Source organism: Krasilnikovia sp. M28-CT-15, assembly GCF_047159595.1.
Lineage (GTDB): Bacteria > Actinomycetota > Actinomycetes > Mycobacteriales > Micromonosporaceae > Actinoplanes.
In genome coordinates this window covers 2,622,453-2,648,271 of record NZ_BAAGAK010000001.1, presented here as the reverse complement: position 1 = coordinate 2,648,271, position 25,819 = coordinate 2,622,453, and the positions used below count along the sequence as shown (strand labels likewise).

18 protein-coding genes are annotated in these 25,819 nt (G+C 72.6%); 9 read left to right on the top strand and 9 right to left on the bottom strand.

The features are described from left to right. Positions 1 to 62: 62 nt before the first annotated feature. From ACMCNO_RS12465 to ACMCNO_RS12455, 3 genes are all read left to right on the top strand, one after another. On the top strand, positions 63 to 299 hold the full coding sequence (locus ACMCNO_RS12465; RefSeq protein ID WP_412749566.1) for a hypothetical protein: 237 nt from the start codon (positions 63 to 65) through the stop codon (positions 297 to 299). Between the two features lie 207 nt (positions 300 to 506). Continuing rightward, positions 507 to 1,160, top strand: coding sequence for a hypothetical protein (locus ACMCNO_RS12460; protein WP_412749565.1), 654 nt, complete (start codon positions 507 to 509; stop codon positions 1,158 to 1,160). A gap of 163 nt (positions 1,161 to 1,323) precedes the next feature. Continuing rightward, on the top strand, positions 1,324 to 3,231 hold the full coding sequence (locus ACMCNO_RS12455; RefSeq protein ID WP_412753686.1) for an anthranilate synthase family protein: 1,908 nt from the start codon (positions 1,324 to 1,326) through the stop codon (positions 3,229 to 3,231). Between the two features lie 82 nt (positions 3,232 to 3,313). Here ACMCNO_RS12455 and ACMCNO_RS12450 read toward each other — a convergent pair whose 3' ends face one another. From ACMCNO_RS12450 to ACMCNO_RS12440, 3 genes are all read right to left on the bottom strand, one after another. After that, positions 3,314 to 6,742 (bottom strand): SCO7613 C-terminal domain-containing membrane protein, encoded by a 3,429-nt coding sequence (locus ACMCNO_RS12450; protein WP_412749564.1) that lies wholly within the window; start codon positions 6,740 to 6,742, stop codon positions 3,314 to 3,316. A 186-nt stretch (positions 6,743 to 6,928) separates the two neighbouring features. Beyond that, entirely contained in the window at positions 6,929 to 7,321 is a 393-nt protein-coding gene (locus ACMCNO_RS12445; RefSeq protein ID WP_412749563.1) for a TIGR03668 family PPOX class F420-dependent oxidoreductase, read from the bottom strand. Beyond that, positions 7,318 to 8,148, bottom strand: a complete 831-nt coding sequence (locus tag ACMCNO_RS12440; RefSeq protein WP_412749562.1) for an LLM class F420-dependent oxidoreductase — start codon at positions 8,146 to 8,148, stop codon at positions 7,318 to 7,320. The genes ACMCNO_RS12445 and ACMCNO_RS12440 overlap by 4 nt, the downstream gene beginning before the upstream one ends. A 178-nt stretch (positions 8,149 to 8,326) precedes the next feature. Here ACMCNO_RS12440 and ACMCNO_RS12435 point away from each other — a divergent pair, with 178 nt between their 5' ends. Next, a complete protein-coding gene (locus ACMCNO_RS12435; protein WP_412749561.1) occupies positions 8,327 to 10,636 on the top strand; it encodes an alpha-amylase family glycosyl hydrolase in 2,310 nt (769 codons plus the stop codon). A 6-nt stretch (positions 10,637 to 10,642) separates the two neighbouring features. On the opposite strand, the gene ACMCNO_RS12430 is transcribed toward ACMCNO_RS12435, so the two are convergent. Then, on the bottom strand, positions 10,643 to 11,362 hold the full coding sequence (locus ACMCNO_RS12430) for a polysaccharide deacetylase family protein (protein ID WP_412753685.1): 720 nt from the start codon (positions 11,360 to 11,362) through the stop codon (positions 10,643 to 10,645). A gap of 121 nt (positions 11,363 to 11,483) precedes the next feature. Next, on the bottom strand, positions 11,484 to 12,365 hold the full coding sequence (locus ACMCNO_RS12425) for a LysR family transcriptional regulator ArgP (protein WP_412749560.1): 882 nt from the start codon (positions 12,363 to 12,365) through the stop codon (positions 11,484 to 11,486). 70 nt (positions 12,366 to 12,435) lie between these two features. Here ACMCNO_RS12425 and ACMCNO_RS12420 point away from each other — a divergent pair, with 70 nt between their 5' ends. Continuing rightward, positions 12,436 to 13,029, top strand: coding sequence for a LysE/ArgO family amino acid transporter (locus ACMCNO_RS12420; RefSeq protein ID WP_412749559.1), 594 nt, complete (start codon positions 12,436 to 12,438; stop codon positions 13,027 to 13,029). A gap of 17 nt (positions 13,030 to 13,046) precedes the next feature. Here the strand turns inward: ACMCNO_RS12420 and ACMCNO_RS12415 are convergent, their stop codons facing one another. Beyond that, positions 13,047 to 13,709, bottom strand: a complete 663-nt coding sequence (locus tag ACMCNO_RS12415) for a 2'-5' RNA ligase family protein (protein ID WP_412749558.1) — start codon at positions 13,707 to 13,709, stop codon at positions 13,047 to 13,049. Positions 13,710 to 13,872: 163 nt separating this feature from the next. Between ACMCNO_RS12415 and ACMCNO_RS12410 the strand changes: the two genes are divergently transcribed. After that, positions 13,873 to 15,468, top strand: coding sequence for a diguanylate cyclase (locus ACMCNO_RS12410; protein ID WP_412749557.1), 1,596 nt, complete (start codon positions 13,873 to 13,875; stop codon positions 15,466 to 15,468). A gap of 18 nt (positions 15,469 to 15,486) precedes the next feature. Here ACMCNO_RS12410 and ACMCNO_RS12405 read toward each other — a convergent pair whose 3' ends face one another. Further along, a complete protein-coding gene (locus ACMCNO_RS12405) occupies positions 15,487 to 18,108 on the bottom strand; it encodes an MGH1-like glycoside hydrolase domain-containing protein (RefSeq protein WP_412749556.1) in 2,622 nt (873 codons plus the stop codon). Positions 18,109 to 18,205: 97 nt separating this feature from the next. Here ACMCNO_RS12405 and ACMCNO_RS12400 point away from each other — a divergent pair, with 97 nt between their 5' ends. The 3 genes from ACMCNO_RS12400 to ACMCNO_RS12390 all read left to right on the top strand — a co-directional run bounded on the left by ACMCNO_RS12400 (position 18,206) and on the right by ACMCNO_RS12390 (position 23,401). Further along, positions 18,206 to 20,116 (top strand): amylo-alpha-1,6-glucosidase, encoded by a 1,911-nt coding sequence (locus tag ACMCNO_RS12400; RefSeq protein WP_412749555.1) that lies wholly within the window; start codon positions 18,206 to 18,208, stop codon positions 20,114 to 20,116. Between the two features lie 366 nt (positions 20,117 to 20,482). Further along, the gene (locus ACMCNO_RS12395; protein ID WP_412749554.1) at positions 20,483 to 22,894 is read left to right on the top strand and encodes an IPT/TIG domain-containing protein; all 2,412 of its coding nucleotides are present in this window, start codon (positions 20,483 to 20,485) and stop codon (positions 22,892 to 22,894) included. A 9-nt stretch (positions 22,895 to 22,903) separates the two neighbouring features. Next, positions 22,904 to 23,401 carry a hypothetical protein gene (locus ACMCNO_RS12390; RefSeq protein WP_412749553.1) on the top strand — a complete coding sequence of 166 codons (498 nt, stop codon included), beginning with the start codon at positions 22,904 to 22,906 and terminating at the stop codon, positions 23,399 to 23,401. 122 nt (positions 23,402 to 23,523) lie between these two features. On the opposite strand, the gene ACMCNO_RS12385 is transcribed toward ACMCNO_RS12390, so the two are convergent. Together ACMCNO_RS12385 and ACMCNO_RS12380 are read right to left on the bottom strand one after the other, a co-directional pair. Further along, positions 23,524 to 24,027 (bottom strand): CAP domain-containing protein, encoded by a 504-nt coding sequence (locus ACMCNO_RS12385; protein WP_412747879.1) that lies wholly within the window; start codon positions 24,025 to 24,027, stop codon positions 23,524 to 23,526. Between the two features lie 459 nt (positions 24,028 to 24,486). Then, on the bottom strand, positions 24,487 to 25,563 hold the full coding sequence (locus ACMCNO_RS12380) for a glycoside hydrolase family 26 protein (RefSeq protein WP_412749552.1): 1,077 nt from the start codon (positions 25,561 to 25,563) through the stop codon (positions 24,487 to 24,489). Positions 25,564 to 25,819: the final 256 nt, after the last annotated feature.

The window sequence follows — 25,819 nt, the reverse complement described above, 5'->3', positions numbered from 1 at the left end:
GCAGCCCCGCGCGGGTCTGCTGTAGTGACCACTCGCACAGCGAGCCGTTCCAGGGGGATCCGATGACCGCTATCGACTACGACACCCGCACCGAGGCGTTGTTCGTCTCTGACCTGCAGCGTTCTCAGGAGCCCAGCCCTGAGCTGATCCGCGAAGCCGTCACCGCGACGGTGGACCGGCTCGGTGAGCAGGGCTGCGCCGCCCTGGTCGCGCAGGAGTTCGGTGAGCACCCCGACTGCGCACTGACCCGCATGCAGTGGGCCCGCCACGCGATCCTCGAGGCGTTCCGCCCCGAGTGACCCGCCGGGCGTCGCCACCGGCGGCCCCTCCGGCACGGTCCGGCCGGCGACGATCCGGCAGATGATCAGCCGTACGGCCGAACCCGACGATCAACCTTCCGCTCGCACACGGCAACGAAATGTCTGACCGCATCCGCCGTCCCGCACCTCTACGGTGGGTTGGCCGCCCGCCAGGGTGACCGATCACCGATGTCAGGGAGCGTGTGGGTGCCGCCGTACGAGGTCCCCGGCCGGCACCGCGATTCCCGCGCCGCCCAGCGACCGCCCATCCCCCGGCGGTCCGGAGAACAGCCCGCCAGCGGCTCCTGGTTACGCCGCGCGGTGCTCGTCGCGCTGGCGGTCACGGTGGTCATCGACGTCACGCTGATCGTGCTGCACGAACTCCAGTCGCGCGCCAACGAGCGCTTCGCCGCTCCGGCCCTGTTCGTGCCGGCCCCCGCGACCACCACCCCCAGCCCGTCGCCCACGCCCGCACCGGCCGAACCGAGCGCCACCATCACCCGGCGGCCGTTGCGGGCCGCCACGGTCAGTCTCACCCCGGTGCGCCGCACCCCGGCCCGGACCTCGCCGGCGCCGTCCAGCCCCACTCCGCCCTCGCGCAGCCCGTCTCCGCGCCAGACCCAGCTGCTCGGGCCGAACAACCTCGGCCGGGCCCTGGCCGGGTACTGCCGGTCGGTCGGGGGCCGGGGCACGGCCGCCGCGCTGACCCGGGACGGGTGGCTCTGCCTGAGCCTGTTCGACGACCCCCGCCCCATCGACATGGACGACGCCTGCCACTACCTGTACGGCTCCACCGCCCAGGCCCGGCAGCTCGACGCGTCCGACCAGCGGAGCTGGCGCTGCTACCAGGTCACCCCGTAAGCTTCGCCGCATGTACGCGCGCTTGAGCATGTGGTGGCCCGCCGACCCGGCGGCCCTGCCCTCCCGCGTGTAACTCCCCAACCACCGCGGCCGCCTCCCCGAGGCGGCCGTCGTCGTATGGCCCGCACCTCGGGCGGCGGCCTCAAAACGCCCGAGGATGACCATGCAGCCCTTCGCCTACCTGCACCGCGACGGCGCCGAGCACATCGACGTGCTCACCGGCGACGTCGTCACCGCCGCCACGCTCGCCGACATCCCCCTGCCGCCGGGACGGCCGGGCCCGGCCACGCTGGCGCTCGTGCCGTACCGGCAGATCGGCGAGCGCGGCTTCGCCTGCGTCGACGACGGCGCGCCACTGCAGTGCCTGCGCGTGGCCGAGCACCGCCGGGTGCCGGTCGCCGACCTGCTCGCCGAACTCCCCGACCAGCCGGTCGCCGCCACCGGCGGCTTCGACATCCCGGACGACGAGTACGGCCGGATCGTCGCGGACGTGCTGCGCGACGAGATCGGCGCCGGCGAGGGCGCCAACTTCGTCATCCACCGCGTCTTCACCGCGACCCTCGGCGGCGACCCCCTGACCGCCGCCCGGGCCGCGTTCCGGCGGCTGCTCACCGGCGAGCAGGGGGCGTACTGGACGTTCCTCGTGTACACCGGCGAGCGCATCCTGGTCGGCGCCACCCCCGAGCGGCACGTCAGTGTCGCCGACGGACTGACCATGATGAACCCGATCAGCGGCACCCACCGTCACGGCGAGGGCCGGGACCTGCTCGACTTCCTGACCGATCCGAAGGAGATCGACGAGCTGTACATGGTGCTCGACGAGGAGCTGAAGATGATGGCCGCGGTCGCCGAGCACGGCGGCCAGGTGGTCGGGCCGTACCTGAAGGAGATGGCCCATCTCACCCACACCGAGTATCTGCTGGCCGGACGCGGCAACCTGGACGTGCGCGAGGTGCTGCGGGCCACCATGTTCGCGCCGACCGTCACCGGCAGCCCGCTGGAGAACGCGTGCCGGGTGATCGCCCGCCACGAGGGCCGCGGCCGCGGCTACTACGCCGGAGTGCTCGCCCTGCTCGGCCACGACGAGCAGGGCGAGCAGACCCTGGACGCCCCGATCCTCATCCGCACTGCGGAGATCCGCCCGGACGGCACGCTGCGGATCCCGGTCGGCGCCACCCTGGTGCGGCATTCCACACCCGCCGGGGAGATCGCGGAGACGCACGCCAAGGCCGCGGGAATCATGGCCGCGCTGGGCCTGCGGCCCGCCGCGGCCCGGTCCGCCGCGACGGCCCGCCCGGCCACCGACGACCCACGGGTACGGGCGGCGCTGGCCGCGCGAAACGACCGCCTCGCCCGTTTCTGGCTCGACCAGCGCCGCCCCGGCGAGCTGGCGGTGGACGCCCTGGCCGGACGGCACGCCGTCATTGTGGACGGTGAGGACACGTTCACCGCGATGCTGGCCCACCAGCTCCGCGCGCTCGGCCTGGTCGTCACGGTCGTGCCCTGGCACGAGCAGCCGACCGGCCTCGCTGACGCCGCCGCGCCGCCGCACCAGGGACGCCCGCTTGTCGCCGTGCCGGACGCGGACCTGGTCGTCGTGGGCCCGGGCCCCGGCGATCCCGGCAGCGCCACCGACCCGAAGATGGTCGCGCTGCGCGGGCTCGCCGGTTCGCTGCTGGCCGCGCGGCGCCCCATGCTCGGCGTCTGCCTCGGCCATCAGATCCTGGCCGCCACGCTCGGGCTGGACGTGTACCGCCGCGACGAGCCCTACCAGGGGGTCGCCCGGGACGTGCCGCTGTTCGGGGTGACCCGGCGGGTCGGCTTCTACGCCAGCTTCACCGCGGCGGCCGGTGCGGACACCCTGGACACCCCGTACGGCCGGGTCGAGCTGGCCCGCGACGACACCGACGGCACGGTCCACGCCCTGCGCGGGCCGGGCTTCGCCGGACTGCAGTTCCACCCGGAGTCCGTGCTCAGCGCGGACGGCGTGGCCGTGCTCGCCGAGCTGCTACCGGCCGTCCTCGACGGGGTGCCCGCCCACCGCGGTCCCGGCCCGGCGGTGCCCGCGTGACACCGCTGCGCATGGATGGCGGGGAAACCGCCCGGCCGCGCCACCACGCAGTTGCCCGCCTCGGCGCCGAAGCCGGGTCATCTCACGTGAGGCGGTGCAGCGCCGCGCGGAGCCGGGCGAGGTCGCGTCGCCGCCGCTCCAGCGTCATGGCCAGGCCGACGAGCAGCAGCCCGGCCGCGGCCAGCGGGATCCAGCGGGGCAGCAGGTCCCAGATCAGCGCCGCCTCGTGCAGGGCGACCACGCCGAGCACCGCCGCGCCGGTGACCACGGGCGCCTGCAGCCGGGCACGGGCCCCGAGCAGCACCACCGCCAGCGCACCCAGCCCGAGCAGCAGCCGCCGGACCGGTCCGTCGCCGGCCAGCACCACGGCGAGCGTGGGCAGCAGCGCCGCGCCGAGCGCCACCGCGTACGCGCTCCAGCTCGACAGGTCGGCCCGGGTGCGGCGGGCCAGCCAGCCCGCCAGCAGGGCCACCGCGGCCGCAGGCAGGGTGTACGCCTCCACGGTGGACACCCGCTGGGCGTCCAGGAGCAGCCACCACCCGGCCAGTTCCGCGCAGGCCGCCGCGACGATGTGGATCCGGCGGTTCGCCGCGCCGGACCGCAACGCGCGTACCCCGAGGGCGACGCCCCACAGGGCGCACACCACGGCGGCGTACCGGGTTCCTTCGCTGAGCAGCAGCGCCAGGACCGCGCCGCCGTGCGCGGCAGCCTGCAACGCCCGTCCCTCGACCGGGCGCCGCCCGGCCAGCAACGTCCCCACCGCCAGCGCCAGCGCCGCCGCGCCCAGCACCGGGATCGCGGTGTGCGCCACCGGCAGCCCGGCGGCCCGCGCGGCCGTGAAGGCGAACGCCAGGCCCGCGCCGGCCGCGCCCAGCCAGCCCGCGAGCCGTGCGGGCAGGTCGCGCCCGGCGGCGCCGGCCGCCGCACCGACCGCGAGCACCGCGCCCAGGGCCACCAGGGTCGTCCACCGGGTCGGCAGCGCACCGGCCAGCCCCGCCGCGGTCAGCAGCGCGCACGTCACGGCGGTGATGAGCCCACCCGCCGTCTGCCACGACCCTCCGTGGCGGCGCGTCCCGGCACCGGTGGCCCCGAACCCACCGGTGCCGGGACGCCACGGCGGGCGCACCGCCACCGTCAGCAGCCCCGCCAGCCCGGCGAGGAGACTGGCCGCGGGCACGCCCGGCCAGCCCACCCCGGCCGCCGCGAGCGTCAGGGAGGCGATCAGGGCGAGCGGAGCCGAGGCCGCCCAGTGCGCGGCGCGCCGCCCGGCCGCGAGGGCCGCCGCGGGCGCCAGCAACGTCACGGCGAGAACGTCGGCGACGTGCACCCGGCCGAGCCCGTCCGGGTGCAGCCCGACCCCGGCGGGACGGCCGGACCACACGTCGGCGAGCCAGCCCCACGGCAGCACCAGCACGCTCACCAGGCTGGTCGCCACCGCGCCCAGCAGCACCACCCCGAGCGGGGCGGCCGCCGCGGCAGCCCAGGACCGTCCGTGCTGCGGCCGGTGAACGGTGACGAGCGCGACGAGCAGCAGGCCGGTCGCCGCGTACAGGCCGGCCGGGTCGTCCGAGAGCAGCGTCCACAGCGGCGCGGACACCGCGCCGAGCAGGGCGGCGGCCAGCGCGTGGCCGCCGTGGCCGGGCCACCGCGCCGCCACCAGGTGACGTACCGCGACGAGCAGCGCCACCCCGGCCAGCGCGGCATGCGATTGGGTGGACGTGTCCAGTCCCGCCGCCGCGGCGCCCGTCCAGCCGATCGCGGGTACGGCCAGCAGGCCGACCGCGAGGGCGGTCCCGCCGATGTCGCGGCGGCCATCGGCGCCCACCGCCGCCCCGATCCCCAGTGCCAGCACGCCGGTCAGGGTCAGTGCCGCCACGCCGGGCAGGCCGAGGCCCACCCCGACGGCGTGCACCACCGGCACGACGGCGACGAACGCGACACCACGCCGCACCAGCCCGGGCGCCACCGGACGCAGCGCCTCGGCGATCCGCGCGGCGACGCCGTGGGCCGCGCCGCCGACGCTCCCGGCCTGCGCCGCGAAGGCCAGCACCGCCGCGGCGGCCAGCAGGTCGAATCCGGGCGCCGACCACCACGGCAGGTGCAGCGCGGCCGGTGCGGCGAACGCCACCGGCACCGCAGCGACGACCGCCGTCGCGGCCCGCGCGGCGCGCGGCAGCAGCACGGCGGCCCCGGTGGCCAGTAGCACCAGTACGGCGGCCAGCCACGGGTCGCCGTCGACGGCGGCCACCGGCGCGGCGAACACCGGCCGGGCCAGCGACCACGTGTCTGCCGCCGCGGCGACGGCCCGCAGCGCCGCGAACAGCGACGGCACCAGGATGACGACGGCCGCACCGCCCCAGGGCCCAGGCCGGACCCCGGCGGGCAGATGCCGCTGCACCACCGCCACGCCGACGGCCAGCAGCGCGGCCACGGCGGCGACCGCCACCGTGGCAGCCTGTGGGGCGAAGGCCGCCACCCGGGCCGCGCCCACACCCAGCGCCACCACCACCAGGAAACCGGTGACCGCGCGAGCCGGAACCGATCCGGAGACCACCGCCCCCGCGACGGCCACCGCCGCCGCCGCGAACAGCGCCGCCCCGGCCACGGCCGCGACGGCCGCGGAACCGGCGACGGCGAGGGCGGCCAGCGCGGCCAGCGCCGACGCGGCGAGCAGGACCGCGCCGAGCGCGTACGCGGTCAGCACCAGCGGCGTACGAACGCCGCGCAGGTAGATCACGGCCAGGTTGATCGCGGCCGTCCCGGCAAGAGTGAAGGCCCACCCGGTGGCCCCGGGGTGCAGCGGCGCGACGAGCAGCGGCAGCACCGGCTGCGCGCACAGCAGGGCCACGAACCGCGGCCCGACCAGTCCCGTCACGTGCTCGTATCCGGCGGCGACCGCGGCGGTGACCGCGAACACCGCACCGGCGTACGCCAGCGCCGAGTATCTGGCCACCCCGAACAGGTCGACGTACCAGGCGGCGTACCCGTCGAGCAGTACCAGCAGCAGCCCGACCCCGGCGAAGGTCTCCGCGGTGGCGGTCAGGCCGCGGCGCAGCGCGGCCAGCGGAGCGGCGAGCGCCGCCGCGGTGAACGTGGCCAGCAGCACGGCCCGGCCGCCCACGCCGAACTGCGCCCAGGCGACCGCGGTGAACACGATCGCGGCGACCCCGAGCAGCAGGCCGCCGAGCAGGAACAGCACGTTCTGCACGAGCCGGCCGGAAGCCTCCGCCCGGCCGGAAGCGTCCGCCCGGCCGGAAGCCTCTGCCCGGCTGGAAACGTCCGCCGGGGAGCCGTGCCCGCCGATGGGCCCGGCCCAGCCGGAGGCCGCACCGGCCGGCACCCCGGCCGGGACGGGACGGGCGGGTGCCGCGGCCGGGCGGGTGGCCGAGGCCACGGCGGCGCGTACCCGGGCCGCGGCGGCGTGGCGCAACCGCCACGTTTCGCGCAGTTCGGCATCCGTGTCGGCAAGCCGCCGGGTGAGGAGACGGATCTGCCCGTCGAGGCGAACCACCTCGACAGCGTCCGGATCGGGGCCACGGCCACAGCCGGGGCATCCGGCGGCCGCATCGGCCGCGACACTGCAATACGGGCACGGGTACGAAGTCACGCCAAGATCCTCGCCGCCCGGCGCCCCGGGCGGCTGAGTCGGCGTACTCAGATGACCCCGGGTACCGCACTCAACCGGACGGCGCCTCGCTCAGGCCGGAGACCAGGACGACCAGTGGTGCACCTCGATGCGCAGGAACGGCCCCGCCGGGGGCGTCGCCGCGTACTGCGGATACCGGGCGGCGAGCGCGGTCAGCCCGTCGGCCGAGTGCGGCAGCACGGCGGCGGTGCCGTCGGCGCGGACCCACCACAGCCGGGTCCAGTCGTCGTCGTAGTGGTCGGCGAGCACGCTGACCCGCGGCTCGTGCGCGATGTTGGCGAGGCGGCGCAGCCGCCGGTGCCGCTTCGGCTTGTCGTCGACCGCGCTGTGGATGACGTCGGCGTCGACGGCGAAGACGATCGGCACGAGATGCGGTGCGCCGGTGTCGTCGACCGTGGCGAGCCGGGCGACCCGCGCGGTGGCGAACAGCTCGGCGGGGGTCACCGGCCCGTGAGTTCCGCGATCGCCTGTTCCCACCGGTGCAGCGCTTCCTCGACGACGCTCCACGGCCCGGACGGTAGCCAGCACGACGCCCGCCGGACCCCCGCGTGTTCCAGCTGCTCGAGGGCCTTGGGGTCGGGCGGCACGCTGAGCACCTGCACCTCGATCGGCCGGTCCGCGCGGGCCTGGAGCTCGGCGATGCGTTCGAACAGGTCCTTGTCGTGCCACTGCGGGAACCAGCCGTCCCCCCAGGACAGCACCCGATCGAGGACGGTCGGCCCACCACCGCCGACCAGCACCGGCGGGTACGGCTGCTGCGCGGGCTTGGGCCACGACCAGATCCGGTCGAAGTTGACGAACCGGCCTTCGTAGCTGGCCTCGTCCTGGGTCCAGATCGCCTGCATGGCCTGGACCCGTTCACCCAGCAGGGCCATCCGGGTACGGGGGTCGGTGCCGTGGTTGGCCATCTCCTCGCGGTTCCAGCCCGCCCCGACCCCGAACTCCAGCCGCCCGCCGGAGAGATGGTCGACGCTGGCGACCTCCTTGGCGGTGGTGATGGGGTCACGTTCGACCACGAGGCAGACCCCGCTGCCCACCCGCAGCCGCGTGGTGGCCGCGGCGGCCGCGGTCAGTGCGACGAACAGGTCGTAGCAGTGCCAGTACTTGCGGGGCAGCTCCGCTCCGCCGCTCCACGGGCTCTGCCGGCTGGCCGGGATGTGGGTGTGCTCCGCGAAGAACAGCGCGTCCTGGCCGCGTTCCTCGAGCTGGCGGGCCAGTACGCCCGGGCCGATCCCGTCGTGGGTGGGGAAGTATCCGACGCCGTACTCCATCCCGGGAGTGTATGGCCGTGGAGGCCGTTTCGGTGGTCGCGCCCACCGCATCCACCGTCCGGTGTGGCGCCGCCGCAGCCATTGACGTTGTTGAAACATGCTTGTAACTTTTTTCGTAATCTCTCAAGCGCTTGCAGAGCCCCCACCCCGCGCCGTCCCCTCACAGTCGGGAGTCACCATGCGGCGACTGCTCTGCGCCCTGTCCACGGCGTTGCTGGCGCTGGCCGGGCTGGTCGTCCTGCCCCCCACGCCCGCACACGCCGGCATCGACACCCAGAAACTCGGCGGACGCTACGACGGCACCGCCACCAACGTCACGTTCCGGGTCTACTCCGCGCACGCCACCCGCATCGCCGTCTCCGTCTACGCCGCCGCGACCGGCCAGCAGGAAAAGGCGTCCTATGTGCTCACCAAAGACGCCACCGACGTCTGGTCGACGACGGTCAGCGTCGCCACGCTGCGGGCCGCCGGCGTCTCCGGCACGGTCTACTACGGCTACCGCGCGTGGGGCCCGAACTGGCCGTACGACCCGGCCTGGACCAAGGGTTCGCAGATCGGATTCGGCTCCGACGTCGACGCCACAGGAAACCGTTTCAATCCCAACAAACTGTTGCTCGACCCGTACGCGCGGGAGATCAGCCACGACACGGCGATCCCCGACCAGACGGCCACCGACTACGCCACCGGATCGCTGCGGCGGGCCGCCGACACCGGCACCATCGCGCCGAAAGGCATCGTGCTCGCCGCCGACTCCACCAGCACCGGCACGAAACCGACCCGGGCGTTCAAGGACGACATCACCTACGAGGTGAACCTGCGCGGCCTCACCAGGAACGACCCCGGTGTCCCGGCGGGCGTGCGGGGCACCTACGCGGGCGCCGCGCTCAAGGCCCGCTACCTGTCCTCGCTGGGCATCACGGCTGTCGAGTTCCTCCCCCTCCAGGAGACCCAGAACGACGGAAACGACACAGACCCCACGAGTACGAGCGGCGACAACTACTGGGGCTACCAGACCCTGAACTTCTTCGCCCCGGACCGGCGCTACTCGTCCGACCGCACGCCCGGCGGACCGACCCGCGAATTCAAGGCCATGGTGAAGGCCTTCCACGACGCCGGGATCAAGGTCTTCACCGATGTCGTCTACAACCACACCGCCGAGGGCGGCCGGGTCGACCCCGCCGACAAGACGGTCTACCCGCTCTTCTCCTGGCGCGGCCTCGACAATCCCACCTACTACTCGCTGACCAGCGACCACCAGGGCGAGATGGACGTGACCGGTCTGCACCACACCTTCAACACGTTCAACCCGACGGCACAGAACCTCATCGTGGACTCCGTCGCGTACTGGAAGAACACCCTCGGCGTCGACGGCTTCCGCTTCGACCTCGCCACCGTGCTCGGCAACACGTGCCAGCACGGCTGCTACAGCTACAGCCGGACGAACCCGGCGACCGCGCTGAACCGCCTCACCGCCGAGATGCCCGCCCGCCCGGCCGGCGGCGGCAACGGCGTCGACTGGATCGCCGAGCCGTGGGCCATCGGGTCCGGCACCTACCAGGTCGGAAACCTGCCGTCCGGGTGGTCGGAATGGAACGGCATCTTCCGCGACACGCTGCGGGCCGACCAGAACCAGCTGGGCGTCGCCACGGTCACCCCCGGCGAACTCGCTACCCGGTTCGCCGGCTCGTCGGACCTTTACGCCGACGACGGCCGCCAACCGTGGAACTCCATCGACATCATGGTCGTGCACGACGGTTTCACGCTGAAGGACCTCTACAGCTGCAACGGCAAGAACAACAACCAACCCTGGCCGTACGGGCCGTCCGACGGCGGCAGCGACGACAACAGGTCCTGGGACCAGGGCAACATCGCCGTCGACCAGCGCAAGGCGGCACGCAACGGGCTGGCGTTCCTCATGCTCTCCGGCGGGACGCCGCTCATCACCGGCGGCGACGAGACGCTGCGCAGCATCAACTGCAACAACAATCCGTACAACGTGGACAGCTCGGCGAACTGGTTGACCTGGTCGCCGACTGCCGAGCAGACGAGCTTCCGGACGTACACCCAGCGGATGATCGCCTTCCGGAAGGCGCATGCCGCGCTACGGCCGCTGACCTTCTACTCGTCCGGAGACGGCAACGGCAACGGTCTGGGACAGCTCGACTGGTTCACCCCCGGCGGGACGACACCGGACTCCGCGTACTGGAGCGGCAGCGGCAACCACGCACTCGCGTGGCGCTACGACGGCGCCGAACTGGGCGACACCGCCACCGCCGTCTACGTGGGATACAACGGCTGGTCGGGCGACGTGACGTTCACGCTCCCCGCGCCGCCCGCCGGGCAATCCTGGTACCGGGTCACCGACACGTCGACGTGGGCTGAGGGACCCGACCAGGTCGCCAGCCCGGGCTCGGAGGTCGCCCTCGGCGGCCAGGGCACCACGTACGTACTGCACGGCCGCGCCGTACTGCTCCTGATCGCCAAGTGAGGCGGGCTATCCGAGGACGAACGTATAGCCCTTGCGCTGGAGCTGGCGGATGGTGGAGTCGAGCGAGGCGACGGTGTGGCTGCGGTTGCCGCCGCCGTCGTGCATCAACACCACCGCACCGGGCCGCGCGCCACGCAGCACCCGCGCGGTGATGGTGCGCGCCGACGGGCGTTCCCAATCCCGGGTGTCGACGGTCCAGCCCAGATTGCGCAGCCCGCAGCTTCGGACGATGGCGCGGACCCGGGCGCTGGACGACCCGTACGGGAAGCGGAACACCGTCGGGCTCACGCCGGCGGCGGCCCGGATCTGCTGCTGTGCCTTCGTGATCTGCCTGCGCGCGGCCGAATTCGACAGCCGGGCCATGTTGGCGTGGCTGCGGGTGTGGTTGCACAGCCGGTGGCCCTCGGCCCGGATCCGGCGTACGAGCTTCGGGTACCGGGCGGCGTTGTCGCCGACGATGCAGAACGTGGCCTTCACGTGGTACTTGCGCAGCAGGTTGAGCACCTGCGGGGTGTACCGGGGGTGCGGACCGTCGTCGAACGTGAGCGCGACGGTCTTGCGGGCGGCGTGCACCCGGCCCTGGGCGGCGGTCACCGGTCCCGCCGCAGCCGGGGCATGCGGGGCCGAGACCGCTCGTCGGCTCGCGGGAGTGGACGCGGTCGACCCGGGGGGCACCACGGTGGCACCCGGCACCAGCATGGACAGCGTCATGAACAGGGCAAGCATCACGGCGCGATTGTGCCGCCCGCGCCGGCAGTCGACCAGGGACCGTTCGGTCACCAGGCGGCTGCATGCGGTGCGCCGGGATCGCCGCAGGTCCGGCGATTCCTCCTCGGGCCCGACGCGGCTAGCGCAGCGCGGTGGCGGCGGCCGCCCGGACCGCCGCGGTCAGCGCCGACAGCGCAGTCGACTCCACCCGCCAGTACTGCCAGTACAACGGCACGTCGAGGTGGTGCCCATCGACCAGCTCGACCAGGCGGCCCGCGGCGACGTCGGCACGGGCGGTCTCCTCGGGTACGAGGCCCCAGCCGAGACCGAGCCGGATCGCCTCGGTGAAGCTGGCCGACGCGGGCACGAAGTGGGTCGGCGGGTCGATCTCGCGCCGGGTGAGGGTACGCGCGAAGCGGTGCTGCAGTGTGTCCTTGCGGTTGAAGCGGACCATCGGCGCGGTCGCGAACGCCGCCGCCGGATCCCGTCCGGCGAACCACGTCTCGTACGTGGCGGGCGCAGCCACCGGGAGGTAGCGCATCGCTCCGAGCCGTTGCACCCGGCATCCCTGCACGGCGACCCGTTCGGTGGTGACGGCGGCCATCACGGTCCCCGCGCGCAGCAGCTCGGCGGTGTGCGCCTCGTCGTCGGTGTGCAGCTCGAAGACCACCTCGGGCAGGGTGGCCAGGGCGGGCAGGAACCATCCGGCCAGCGAGTCGGCGTTGACGACGACGGCCAGCCGGGTGTGCGCCCGGCCGCTGAGGGCACCGCGGGCGCTTTCCAGGGCCTCCTGTTCCAGCAGCGCCACCTGGCCGCCGAGGCGCACCAGAGGACTCCCGGCGGCGGTCGGCACGCACGGCCGGGCCCGGCGCACGAGCACCTGCCCGACGACCTGCTCCAGCGCCTTGATGCGCTGGCTGACCGCGGACGGGGTGACATGCAGGGCCCGCGCCGCGGCGTCGAAGCTGCCGTGCTCGATGACCGCCTGGAACGTCGCGAGCTGCACCGGGTCGAGTGCCATAAGCGATTCTAACGGTACTGAAGAATCTTTAGCTGGAGTGCAGAGCAGGGCGGCCCTAGCGTTACCGGACGTGGGTTCCGTACTGACCGGCTTCGGCTTCTCCCTCGCGCTGATCGTCGCCATCGGCGCGCAGAACGCGTTCGTGCTGCGCCAGGGGTTGCGCCGCGAACACGTGCTGCCGATCGTGGCGATCTGCGTGGCCGCCGACGCGACGCTGATGACCGCCGGCATCGCCGGGCTCGGCGCGGCCGTGGCGGACACCCCGGCCGTCCTGACCGCGGTGCGGTGGGGCGGCGCCGCGTTCCTGCTCACGTACGCGGTCCTGGCGGCCCGCCGCGCCCTGCGACCCGCCGCGCTCGCCCCGCTCGACCGCCCGCCCGCCCCGTTGCGCGCGACGCTGCTGGCCTGCCTGGCGTTCACGTTCCTCAACCCGCACGTCTACCTCGACACGGTGGTGCTGCTCGGCACGGTCGCCCACCGGGACCCGCACCGGTGGGCGTTCGGCGCGGGGGCCGCGACGGCGAGCCTGGTGTGGTTCACCGCGCTGGGGCTCGGCGCCCGGCGCCTCGCGCCCATGCTGGCCCGCCCGGCGGCGTGGCGGATCGTGGACGGGACCATCGCCGCGATCATGCTGGCCCTCGGGCTGTCACTGGCCGTCGGCTGACCCACCGCCGAGCGTGGTCACGGCGTACCTCCTCGTCCCAGCGCCAGCGTGTCCACGACGCGCCACTCGTACATCCGGTTGTCCCGGTGCATCTCGATGAGGTCCACGTGGTCGATGTGCACCCGCACCGGATCCGGTGCGACCTCGGCCAGCGCCGCGATGTAGGGCTGCGCGCTGCCGTCGGCGGTGAGGTACGCGATGCTGACGTGGGGCCGGAACCGCGACGGATCCCCCACCAGCCGGTCCGCGCCGAGCACGTCGGCGATGGCGCTGCGGGTGGCCCGATGCAGGCGCCGCACCGCCCCGGCCGGTTCCGCGAACATCACGACGGCCTCCCGCGTGACGGTCGCGGTGCCGAACTCGACATCGCACGGCCCGAGGTCCGCCAGCAGCTCGGCGGCGCGGCGCGCGACCCGGCTGACATCGGGCCCGGGCACCGCGTCGGTGAAGCCGACGGTCTGCATGGTGAGGTGCAGCCACCGGTCCGGAATGAGGGTCACGGTCTCCAGGCCGCTCAGGGCCCTGCGATGAACGTCGGCCAGGGCGTGCAGCGCACGCTGCCCCTCGAAGGTGACGTGGAAGGCGTAGCCACGGCGCCCGGCGCGCCAGCCCGGCCGCCACCACCAGTGGTCGCGGACCTGGTCGGAGTGCTGTCCGGGCGGGGGATCAACGGGCGGCACGGTGCTCCTCGTCAGGTCTCCAAGGCGATCATGGTCCGGCTGGTGGCCGGCCCGGACCTCATCGTCGTCGATCACCTCAGAAGCGACGGCACCGGGTCGAAGGACAGGTCAGGGGTGCCGCAGGCGCGATCGGTGCCGCGACGAGGTTTCGGAGGCGGGTGTGGTGCACGGGGCGGATGACGCGCGGCTGCCGGTGCCCGTGTCCGCCTACGGTCCCCTGGACGGCCTGGCCGAGCAGATTCACCTGATGGCCCAGAGCGGCCGGGCGGCGGAGGCGCTGGACGCCCTGGAGGTCTTCGAGTCGTACGCCAGCGCGTTCGGCGACACGAAGACCGTCGGGTTCCTGCGGCAGGGCCGCATGTACGCGTACCTGTATCTGGGTCGCATCCCGGAGGCGATCGCCGTCGGTGAGCGGCTGCTGGCGGACAACGAACGCAGCGGCAACGTGGTCGCCATCGCCAAGTCCCTGGCCGACCTGTCCGACCTCAACCTGCGCGCGAACCGGGTCGACGAGGCCATGCGCAAGCTCGCCAGGGCCGGACTGCTGCTGGAGCGCACCACCATCCGCAACGACCGGTACGTGGCGGCCCTGTCGTCGGCGATCTGCGCGGCCACCAGCATGGAACTGTTCGAGACCGCGCAGGCCACCTACCAGCAGCTGTCGCAATGGTGGGCGTCGGAGGGCCGGACCGAGACGACCGCCAACCACGACCTGATCTACGCCGAGACACTGTTGCAGTGGGGGATGCGCCTCGATCAACTCGGCAAGCACGCCGATGCCCTCCCCCGGCTGCGCACGGCCGCCGACATCTTCCAGCGCTGGTGTACGGCCTGCGAGAGCCGGGACACGGCCGGGCCGTTCATCGCGCTGTATTCCCTGGCGCTGGCGAAGTCCGGCGACCCGCAGCGGGCGCAGCAGCTCGCCGCCGGTGTCGTGGAGCGGCTCCGCAGTGACGACGACCCGCACACGGCGTGGCCCGCCCACATGGCCCTGGGTATCGCGCTGCGCGGCCAGGGCGACGTGGCCGCCGCCCGCCGCGAGTTCACCGCCGCCGCCGAGCTGCTGCGGGTCACCGGCTCCCCGAGCGAACGACTCATCGTCGGTCACGAACTGGCCAGCCTCGCCGTCGACGAGATCGGCGAGCACGCCAGCCGCGACCTGCGCAACATGATCGAGATGCAGGCCCGGCAACTGTGGCAGCTGCGCCTGCAACGCGTCGCCATGCTGCGTCAGGCCCGCCAGCGCGAGGAGCAGGAGCAGGCCCGCCGGGCAGCCGAAGCTGCCCTGCTGCACGACCCGCTCACCGGACTGGGCAACCGCCGCCGCTTCGACCAGCTGATGGCCGACCTCGACGCCGGCCTCTTTCCCGAGCCGGCCGTGCTGCTCTTCATCGACGTGGACAAGTTCAAGGCCATCAACGACACCTATTCGCACAGCGTCGGCGACCGCGTCCTGTGCGAGATCGCCGGGGCGCTGCGGGCGAACTGCCGCGCCGACGACATCGCCATCCGCTACGCGGGCGACGAGTTCGTCGTCTTCCTGCGTACGGACGCCGACGGCGCGCGCCACGTCGCCGAACGCATCCGCACCACCATCGCCTGCACCGTCTACGGCGACGTCGCGCCGGGGCTGCGGGTCAGCGTCAGCGTCGGCGTCGCGGTCCACCGGCCCGGCATGCCCGCCCACGAACTCCTCGACACCGCCGACGCCTACCTCTACCACGCCAAACGCAACGGGCGTGATCAGGTGGCCGCCTGAGCGGGGCTCTCATGCCCCCTAGCGGTGCAGGGTGAGGATCAGGTCCACGACCAGCGCGGTCCATCCGGTCTGGTGCCACGCGCCGAGCCCGGCCCCGTTGTCGCCGTGGAAGTACTCCGGGAAGACGACGAGGTCCTTCCAGTCCGGATGGTTCTGGAACATCTCGTTGGCGCCGTACAGGGGGCGGCGGCCCCACGAGTCCGGGACGAACAGCGACACCAGGCGGCGCGACACGTCGTCGGCGACCTCGGCCAGCGTGACCTGGACCCCGGAACCGGTCGGGTACTCGACCTTCAGGTCGTCGCCGTAGAACTCGGCGAACTCCCGCAGCGCCTCGACGAGCAGGTAGTTCACCGGCATCCACACCGGACCGCGCCAGTTGGAGTTGCCGCCGAACAGCCCGCTGGTGCTCTCGGCCGGCTCGTACCCGACGGTGAAGTCGGAGCCACCCAGCGACACCGTGAACGGCTTCTCCAGGTGTGCCCGCGACAGGGTGCGCAGCCCGTACGCCGACAGGAACTCCTCCGGGTCGAGCATCCGCGCCAGGATCCGCAGCAGCTGGTCCTGGCCCACCATGGACAGCAGCCGCTGCTGGCGCCCGTCCGCGCCGATCCGGCGGGCGCTGATGATGTCGCCGTACTCGGCCTGGCTGCTCTGCATCCAGCGCAGCCGCGCGCCCAGCGCGGGCAGCCGGTTGAGCGTGGAGGCGGTGAGCCGGGTGGTGGCCGCCAGCGGCAGCAGCCCGACGATCGAACGCACCTTCAACGGCAGTTTGTGCCCGTCGGGCAGGCGCAGCACGTCGTAGAAGAAGCAGTCCTCGTCGTTCCACAGCCCCTGCCGGTACGCCGCCTCCGCGATGTACGCGAAATGCTCGAAGAACTTCGTGGCCATGTCCGTGTACGCCTGGTCGTGCAGCGCCAGCCGGATCGCCATGTCCAGCAGGTTGAGCGCGTACATGGCCATCCAGCCGGTGCCGTCGGACTGCTCCAGCACCCCGGCCACCGGCAGCGCGGCGGACCGGTCGAACGGGCCGACGTTGTCGAGGCCCAGGAAGCCGCCCTCGAACACGTTGTTGCCGCCGACGTCCTTGCGGTTGACCCACCACGTGAAGTTCAGCAGCAGCTTGTGCATCACCTTGGCGAGGAAGTCGAAGTCCTTCCCGCCGTCGATCTCGAACACCCGCAGCGCCGCCCACGCGTGCACGGGCGGGTTCACGTCGGAGAACGCCCACTCGTACGCGGGGATCTGCCCGTTGGGGTGCATGTACCACTCGCGCAGCAACAGCAGGAGCTGGCTCTTGGCGAAGCCGGGGTCGACGCGGGCGATGGTGACGCAGTGGAACGCCAGGTCCCAGGCGGCGTACCAGGGGTACTCCCACGGGTCCGGCATGGAGATGACGTCGAAGGAGTTCATGTGCCACCAGGCGTGGTTGCGCCCGTACTTGCGGCCCGGCGGTGGTGGCGCGGTGGCCGGGTCGCCGCGCAGCCACTGCTTGACGTCGAGGTGGTAGAACTGCTTACCCCACATCAGCCCGGCGATCGCCTGCCGGGCCACCGCGACCTCCTCGGCGGAGGCGGCGGCGGGGATCAGGCCCGCGAAGAACTCGTCCGCCTCGTCCGCGCGGATGCGCAGCACCTCGTCGAACCCCGCCCCCAGGTCCGCGGGCGGCGGCTCGTCGCTCTGGGTCAGGCGCAGCCGGATCCGCCGCGTCTCCCCCGGCCCCAGGGTGAGTACGTAGTGCAGCGCACCCTTGGTGCCCGTCCCCTCCGGGTTGACCGTCGGAGCCCCGGCGACGATGTGGTCGTTGATGCCGTCCTTCGGGTACAGGGTGGTGCCGGGCAGGCCCCACAGCCGTTGCGCGTTGGTCTCGTTGTCGCACAGCAGGGCGGGTGGCTCGTCCTCGGCGTCGAGGGTGATGCACCCCAGGCTGCGGTGGGTGCCGAGCAGCCGCCCGGGACGGCCCTCGATCTGCGGTACGGGCCGGTTCGCCGCCCCCCACGACCAGGTGTTGCGAAACCACAGCGACGGCAGCACGTGCAGGGTGGCCGTTTCGGGGCCGCGGTTGTCGACCGTGACGACGATGCACATGTCGGTCGGGGTGGCCTTCGCGTAGTCGACCGTGACCGCCCAGAACCGGTCGTCGTCGAAGATGCCGGTGTCGACCAGCTCGTACTCGGACTCGTCCCGGGTGCGCTGGCCGTTGACCCGGACCAGGTCGTCGTACGGGAACGCGGCCTGCGGGTAGTGGTAGCGCCACCGCATCCACGAGTGGGTGGGGGTGGAGTCCTGGTACCACCAGTACTCCTTGGCGTCCTCGCCGTGGTTGCCGCCGTCGCCGCCGAGGCCGAACATCCGCTCCTTGAGGATGGGGTCGCGCTCGTTCCACAGCGCCAGGGCGAAGCAGAACGTCTGCCGGTCGTCACAGACCCCGGCCATCCCGTCCTCGTTCCACCGGTATGTCCGGGAGCGGGCGTGGTCGTGCGGGAAGTAGTCCCACGCCGTGCCGTGCTCGCTGTAGTCCTCCCGGACCGTGCCCCAGGCGCGCTCGGCCAGGTACGGGCCCCATGCCCGCCACGGTTGCTCCCCCGCGTCCGCCTGCGCCAGCCGTACCCGTTCCGCCACGCCGTTGCTCACCCCCATGGTTCGATCATGAACCCCGGTCGACCACACTGTGATTGTTACCGGCATGTGTTACGGGCGAGGGACACGCCCCGTTCAAGTCGAGGAGGGTGCCCGGGTGCGGCCCATCGCCTTCGGCCCGCAGGTCTGCGGGCGCATCGAGGAGTCCTCGGTCCGCGAATGGCTGGTACCTGACGGCTGCGGCGGCTATGCCATGGGCACGGTCGGCGGGCTGCGTACCCGGCGCTACCACGGCCTGCTCATGGTCGCCGGACGCCCGATCGCCAGTCGCCGGCTGGGCCTGGCCGCCCTGGACGCGGTGATCACCATGCCCTCCGGTGCCCTGGTGCGGCTGGGCACCCACGAATGGGCCGACGGGGCGATCGCGCCGCGCGGCCACGAGCTGATGGCCGGGTTCGACCTGGTCGACGGCGTACCCCGGTGGCGGTGGCGGATCGGCGACGTGGTGCTCGAACGGGAACTGGCCATGTCCCACGGCAGCCCCAGCCTGGGGGTGGTGCACCGCCTGCTCACCGGCGGCCCGGTCAGCCTACGCCTGGAAGCCCTGGTCACGTGGCGTGACGGGCACGCGGGTCGGACCGCCGCCGACGGGCCACCGCCGGTGGTCGCCGAGGCCGAGGGCGGGTGCGTCGTCTCCGACGCGTTCCGGCTGCGCGGCCCGGACTTCCGGGCCGCTGGGCAATGGTACCGCGGGGTGCACTACCGCGAGGAGGCCGCGCGCGGCTTCACCCCCACCGAGGACCTCTGGTACGCGGGCGCGTGCCACGCCGAACTGCGCCGTCCCGGCGACACCACGGAGGTGTCCGCGTGGGCCGGTGACCTCGCCGAGGTGCCGCCACCGGCCGCGATCGTGGTGGCCGCCGCCCGGGAACGCAGCCGGGCCGTGGTGGCCGCGGCGGCCCCCGCCGACGAGTCGCAGGCGACGCTCGCGCTGGCCGCGGACGCGTTCGTGGTGCACACGCCGGACGGGCCGGACGTGGTGGCCGGGTATCCGTGGTTCGGCGCCTGGTCGCGGGACACGATGCTGTCGTACGAGGGGCTGTTCCTCAGCACGGGCCGCGCCGATGTGGGCCGGGAACTGCTGCGCGGCCATGCCGCCACGCTCTCGCAGGGCATGCTGGCCAACACCGCGGACACCGGCACGGTCGAGTACAACACCGTGGACGGCACGCTGTGGTTCCTGCACGCGGTCGGCCGGCACGTGGCCGCCACCGGGGACACCGACCTCGCGGCCGAACTGCTGCCCGCCCTGCGCGGCGTCGTCGACGCCCACCTGACCGGCACCCGGTACGGCATCCGCGCGGACCCCGCCGACGGGCTGCTCACCCAGGGCGTCCCGGGCGAGGCGCTCACCTGGATGGACGCGCGGGTGGACGGCGTGCCGGTGACCCCGCGCGTGGGCAAGCCGGTCGAGGTGAACGCGCTCTGGGTCAACGGGCTGGCCACCGTGATCAAGCTGGCCTGGCAGGCCCACACGCACGCCGGGGCGGCCGACCGCGCCCACCCGGCGGCCCTGGCCGGGTTCTCCCGCCGCTTCCCGGCCCCCGGCGGGCTGCTCTTCGACGTGGTCGACGGCCCGGCCGGCGACGACGCCACGCTGCGCCCGAACCAGCTGCTGGCCTGGTCGTTGCCGTACGCTCCGCTGCGGCCGGAACCGGCTCCGCTGCAGGCGATCGGGCGGGCCCTGATGACCCCGCTGGGTCCGCGCAGCATGGCCGCCACCGAGCCGGGATATCGGGGACTGCACCGCGGCAGCCCCGAGGAACGGGACACCGCGTACCACACCGGGACGGTCTGGCCGTGGCTGACCGGTCCGTACGTGGCCGCGTGGCGGCGGCTGGGCGTCTCGGCCGAGCAGACCCTGTCCGACGCCGACGGCCACCTCGGCGAGTACGGCCTCGGCTCGGTCTCGGAGACCGCCGACGGCGACGCGCCGCATGCCGCCACCGGATGCCCGTTCCAGGCCTGGTCGGTCGCCGAGTCGCTGCGGGTGCGCCGCCTCGGCTGAGACCCTCGCGGACTTCGGAAGGTCACGGAGGGCATCACAACTCAGAGTTACGACCTCGGAACCTCGAATACCCTGAGCAGTCAAGAGGGTGGGGCTGAGAAATTCCGCATGGGTCCGGTCCGGTGGCGGAATCGAATACGGAGCGTATTCACTCTGGGCACATCCGTCGCGCGGGACACGGGAACGACCACCCGTTGTGTGCGCCGCACCCAGGTGTGGCCGTCCGGTGGATCACCGACCGCCCGCCGGTGCGGCTTACGCCCTGTTTGCACGAGAGATCCCAGTCGAGATCACTCTTAGTGTCCTTCCTTGCACGCCTGTCGCCGCAGCGTGATCGCGTTCCCCCGGACAAGGTTGGACTGGTCAATGTCGAGACGCGTACGGATTCTTCTTCTGGCTCTGCTGGTGTCGCTCGGGCTCGTGGCCCCGGGCTTCGCGGGAGCCGCCCAGGCCGCAGCGAAGCGGCCAGTGATCACCAAGGTCGGCGCGGGGCTCGGGCCGCTGCAACCGACCAGGATCGTGCTCCGCGGCAAGAACCTCCGCGGGGTCAAAGCCGTTCGCTTCGGAAAGTGGTCGGGAGTCGTCGTCGCCAGGTCCGGCGCGACCGCGGTCACGGTCCGCACGCCTCGGGGGGTGCGCGCCGGGACCTATTCCGTCCAGGTGCGGACCGCGGCCGGCTGGTCGAAGCTGAGCACGCGGGCCCGGTACCGGTTCGTCGGTGCGCCGGCCCTCTCGCGGATGTCCCCGGCCAGCGGTAACTACACCGGCGGGACGCGGGTCACGCTGATCGGCCGCGACCTCGACACCGCCACCCGGGTGACCTTCGGTACGCAGGCGGCCACCATCCTCGCGCGCAAGACCGGCAGCATCGTGGTGCGCACGCCGATCGGCGTGCTGGGCGCGACCCCCGTCACCATCACGACCAAGTTCGGCAGCACCCGCGGCAAGGGACCCGCATTCACCTACGTCAAGCCCGCGGAGCAGTCCGCGCTGCAGATCCAGGCGAACGCCGGCACCCTCGTCGCCACGACCGTCGACTGGGTGACGGGCGGCTACAACGCCGAGACCGGCGTGGCCGGCCCCTGGCAGGTCGGCCTGCCCCGGGGCGCCGCGGCGCCGACTGTGGGCCAGCAGTTCCTGCTGCGGCCGGGCAGCGCCGCGTTCCCGAGCGGCCTGGTCGGCACCGTCTCCGAGGTCGTCGACCAGCTCGACGAGACCGTACGGATCACGGTCCAGCCCACCGACCTCGAGAAGGCCGTGGACTCGCTCGCCCTCGACTACTCCGGGTCGCTGCCGCGGCCGGCCGGTGCGGTCAGCACCCAGGGGGTCGATGTCGGCAAGGCGTTCGAGTTCTCGATCAGCGGGCCGAACGCGTTGTCCTGTCAGGGCTCCGACGGCACGAACATCTCCTTCGGCGCCGATCTGACCTCGACCGTGACCGACGTCGATGTCGACCAGCACTTCCGGATGGGCTCGCTGTGGCGCAAGCCCAGCTACGACGGCGCCTTCACCGCCGAGCTGCAGACCACCGGCAAGATCACGGTGTCCGCCGCCGCGACCTGCAAGATCAAGGCGGCCTGGGCGAACGCGCAGCGCAAGATCATCCCGCTCGGCACGTCGGGTGCGACGCTGTCGTTCGGGCCGTCCTTCGAGTTCAAGATCTCCGGCAAGGGGACCTGGAGCATCGTGGACCGGACCCGGACCACGTTCGCGGTGCACGCCGTGCTCGGGTCGAAGCCCTCGTACAGCCGGACCTCGCGCAGCGTCGAGTCGAAGCAGAGCGGCGAGCTGACGTTCCAGGCCGACGTGACCGGCGGCGTCTCCGTCCAGCTCGGCCTGCTCGACCGGGCCGGACTGCAGGCGAAGGTCCAGCTGGGCATCTCCGGCACGATCAAGGCCACCACCGCGCCCAACGTGTGCGTGGAGGCGGAGGTCTACGCGAAACTGGCCGTCGGCGTCTTCCTCGACGCCATCGTGGCCCGCTGGGAGGCGGACGCGTTCTCCGCCCAGCTCAGCATCTGGAAGTGGTCGGGCTGTGTGCTGTCCGAGGGGCCGGTGTTCTCGCAGGAGCCGGAGATCACCTCGTACCGGCTGCCGGACGCCACCATCGGCACGTCGTACAACGCCGCCCTCACCACCGCCGACGCACGCGCCGGGACCTGGACGGACATCAACGCCGCGCTGCCGGCGGGGCTGACCCTGGCCGCCGACGGGACCATCACCGGAACTCCGCAGGCCGCGGTGGGTGACTACCCGGTGCTGGTCGACTTCAAGGACGCGGCCGGCAACGTGGCGACCGCGACCGTACGCATCCGGGTGCTGCCCCGGACGTCCCTGGGCGGCGGCGACATCCAGGTCACCCTGCGCTGGTCCGGGGCCGCAGACCTCGACCTGCACATGCTCGACCCCGCGAGCGAACACATCTACTACGCGCACAGCACCGCGGCCAGTGGTGGCCAGCTCGACCACGACGCGAACGCCGGGTGCAACGGCATCGCGGACGACGACAACCCGGTCGAGAACGTCTTCTGGCCGACCGGCGGGGCGCCCGCGGGCACCTACACCGTCTGGGTCAACACCTGGTCGACCTGCGGTGCGCCGCTGGACTGGCACCTGACCGTGCGCCGCAACGGCACGGTCATCCTGGACCAGACCGGAACCGGCACCTCGCCGTCGTACACGTTCACCCTCGGCACGGGGGTGGCCGCGAATAGTCTGGCGGCACGCACCGTTCGTACCGGCCCGACGCCGACCGGGCTGCCGATCAGCCCCAAGTAATGAGGAACCGTGAAGTTCACCGAGTCGCTGAAACGCTTCTTCGGTGAGATGGCCACCGTGCCGGACCTCGCCAGGTCCGGCACGGTGGCCGCCCTCGTTCCGGCCGACGCCCAGTACGTCACGGTCGGCCCGATCGCGGTGCTGCCCGACGTGCGCGCGTTCAACCGTGGCGCCCCCGGCACGCGGTACGGCCGGGACCTGGGCTATCTCAGGAGCGGGACGGGGCAGCAGATCGCCCTGCTGGTGCTCACCCGCGACCAGCTCGTCGTCATCGGCAGTGCGGGGCTGCGCTGGTCCTGCCAGCTCACCGAGGTCACCGACCTCGACGGGCACCGCAAGGGGGGTTTCCTCGTGTTCACCTCGCGCCCCGAAGGGCTCGCGGTCGGCCAGCAGACGCCGGTCCAGGTGCCGCCCGGGGCCGGGTTCCGCACCGTCCACGGAATGACGAACCTGTTCAGCGGGTGGGACGCGGCGCTGGCCCCGTTCGGCGTCCGGCACCAGTTCTAGCCGCCGCGCGTCCGCATTCACCACGCACCGCTGAGCGCCGGTCCGGAGCTCCGGGTAACAGTGAGGCCGGCACGCTGTCGCGTGCCGGCCTCACTGTTCGGTTTGGTGGGTGGGGTTGGGGATCAGGTCCAGCCGAACATCTGGGTGTAGTACGGGACGCCGTTGCTGGCGTACACCACACCCACGGCCATCGACTTCGCCTTGCAGTTCACAATGTTCGCCCGGTGACCGGGGCTGGCCATCCACGCCCTCATCGTCGCCGACGCGGTCGCGTAGCCGTACGCCACGTTCTCACTCTGCGGGTACGCGTACCCGGCCGCGCGGGCCCGGGTCACGAACGTCGACCCGTTCGCCCCGATGTGCGACATCTTCCGGGTCCGCGCCTGGTACGCGCTGTGCCCCCGCGACGCGGCCAGCAGACGGGCGTCCACCCGGATCGGCTTACACCCCGCCCGGACCCGGGTGCTGTTGGTCAACGACACCAGCTGCGACTGCAACGTCACCGGCGCCACCCCGGCAGCCTGCGCCGGCGCCGTGCTCACCGACAGGGCGGCCACCGAAGCACCCGCGGAAGCCAGCAGCACACCCACCGTCGTCACAACCTTGCGCACCGTCTTGCGACCCACAGTCCATCTCCCCCGGTCATCTGGCCCAGCCCGTGTCAGCCGGTCACATGAAGAAGATTCGGGGTCGTACGGTGTGCACCCGGGTCCGCGCGAGTTGCCTACCGGTTGCAGCTCATACTTTCAGCCAGCCACCCCCACAAACCGGCCCTCAAACACCCACCCAGACGGCCACCCAGCCACGATCACAGGCGGCCACGGCGAGCCAGCCCCGCCTTTGCGGCGGTGCGACTGCACGGGCGGCGCGAAAGCCGGAGGCGGCGCGAGAGCACGAGGCGGCGCGACCGCCCGGGCGACCGCCCGGACGGCGCAACTACACCGGGCGCGACAACGACGGGCGCCGCGATGTCACGGGGCGGCGGGGCCGCCCCGGTTGGCTTCCGGGTCGCGGGCGGCACCACATCGCACGAGCCGCCCGGTTGTGTCGCCGGGCGGCTCGTGGGGTTGCTGTGTGGTGGTGGGTCAGGCGATCTTCACGTTGAAGATGGGGTTGGCGGCCAGGGTGCGGAAGGCGGCGAGGTTCTTCTTGGTGCTGTCGATGCTGATGTCGCGGTTGCCCTCGTCGTCGTGCTTGGTGTCGAAGTACACGATGGCCTTGATCCCGGGCCGCTTGGCCAGTTCCGGCAGCACGGAGTTGTAGCCGGCGGTCTTGTCGGTGGGCTGGCCGATGCGGTGGTACACGCCCCACTCCGCGATCATGATCGGCTTGCTGGGGTGCTGGGTGGTGGCCCAGTCGTACCAGCCCAGACCCTTGCCGTTGGAGGCTTTGCGGTCGAGCAGGTCAGCGAACTGGCCGTAGTGGTAGTAGCCCTTCTCCGCGGACACGTAGGAGTCCAGGCCGATCCAGTCGACGACGTCGTCGCCGGGGTACAGGTCGGACCACCAGGACTGCGCCATCCACTTCTCGTTACCCATGTACGCCATCACGTTGACCGCGTTGTCCACACCCTGCGTGTCGAGACGCTGGATGACATGGCGGTACATGTTCCGGAAGTCCTTGGCCTCCCAGCCGGAGCCCTTCCTGGCGATCACGTCGTTCTCCGGCTCGTGGTTGAGCACCAGGTAGAACTTCTTGTCCGGGTAACTGCTCTTGATCCGCTTGGCGAACGCGTCGATCCGCTTGTCCTGCTCGCCCTTGGCGACCTTGGCCCAGGTGGAGCCGTAGGCGACCTTCCAGTTGACCAGCAGGACCCGCGGGTTCGCCGCATCGGAGGTCATCGCGATCTCGGACTTGGTGGGGAAGACCTCGTCGCCCTTGTGGTAGGTGTGGAAGATCGACGCGGTCCGGCCGGACAACTTCTCCCACTTCTTCAGCTCCGCATCGCGGGGCGCGGAGGTGAACCCACCCGCGGCGGCACCCCACAGCACCCCGCAGGACGGGACGAGCAGGTCATCGGTGACGCAGTTCTGGGTCCCGGCCGCCGGCTTCGCCGACGCGGCGGGTGCGGCCTGCACGCCACCAGCAGCACCGACCACCGCGGTGGTCCCGGCCAGCATCGCACCGAGCAGGGTCACGACCTTGCGAACCTTGCGCCCCAAAACGAATCTCCCCCGGTTGGCCCGGCCCACGTCGGCCGGTCACATGAAGAAGATTCAGGGCCGCCCGGTGCACCCCCGGGTCACGGAAGGTTCCCTAACGGTTGCGACTCATACTTTCGGCCCGGCGAACACTCCGGACCGGCGCCAACGCCCAGCCGAACGGCGACCCGGGAGTCAGTCCAGCGCGCGCAGGCCGGGTGAGGGATGCACGTCCGAAGCAGGCGCAACGTCGCCAGCCGCGGCCGACCACTGGCGA

Coding starts and splice junctions, on each gene's coding strand:
- ACMCNO_RS12465 (WP_412749566.1), top strand. CDS start 63: ATGACCGCTATCGACTACGACACCCGCACCGAGGCGTTGTTCGTCTCT.
- ACMCNO_RS12425 (WP_412749560.1), bottom strand. CDS start 12,365: ATGGCACTCGACCCGGTGCAGCTCGCGACGTTCCAGGCGGTCATCGAG.
- ACMCNO_RS12440 (WP_412749562.1), bottom strand. CDS start 8,148: ATGGAGTACGGCGTCGGATACTTCCCCACCCACGACGGGATCGGCCCG.
- ACMCNO_RS12455 (WP_412753686.1), top strand. CDS start 1,324: ATGCAGCCCTTCGCCTACCTGCACCGCGACGGCGCCGAGCACATCGAC.
- ACMCNO_RS12435 (WP_412749561.1), top strand. CDS start 8,327: ATGCGGCGACTGCTCTGCGCCCTGTCCACGGCGTTGCTGGCGCTGGCC.
- ACMCNO_RS12395 (WP_412749554.1), top strand. CDS start 20,483: ATGTCGAGACGCGTACGGATTCTTCTTCTGGCTCTGCTGGTGTCGCTC.
- ACMCNO_RS12430 (WP_412753685.1), bottom strand. CDS start 11,362: ATGCTTGCCCTGTTCATGACGCTGTCCATGCTGGTGCCGGGTGCCACC.
- ACMCNO_RS12405 (WP_412749556.1), bottom strand. CDS start 18,108: ATGGGGGTGAGCAACGGCGTGGCGGAACGGGTACGGCTGGCGCAGGCG.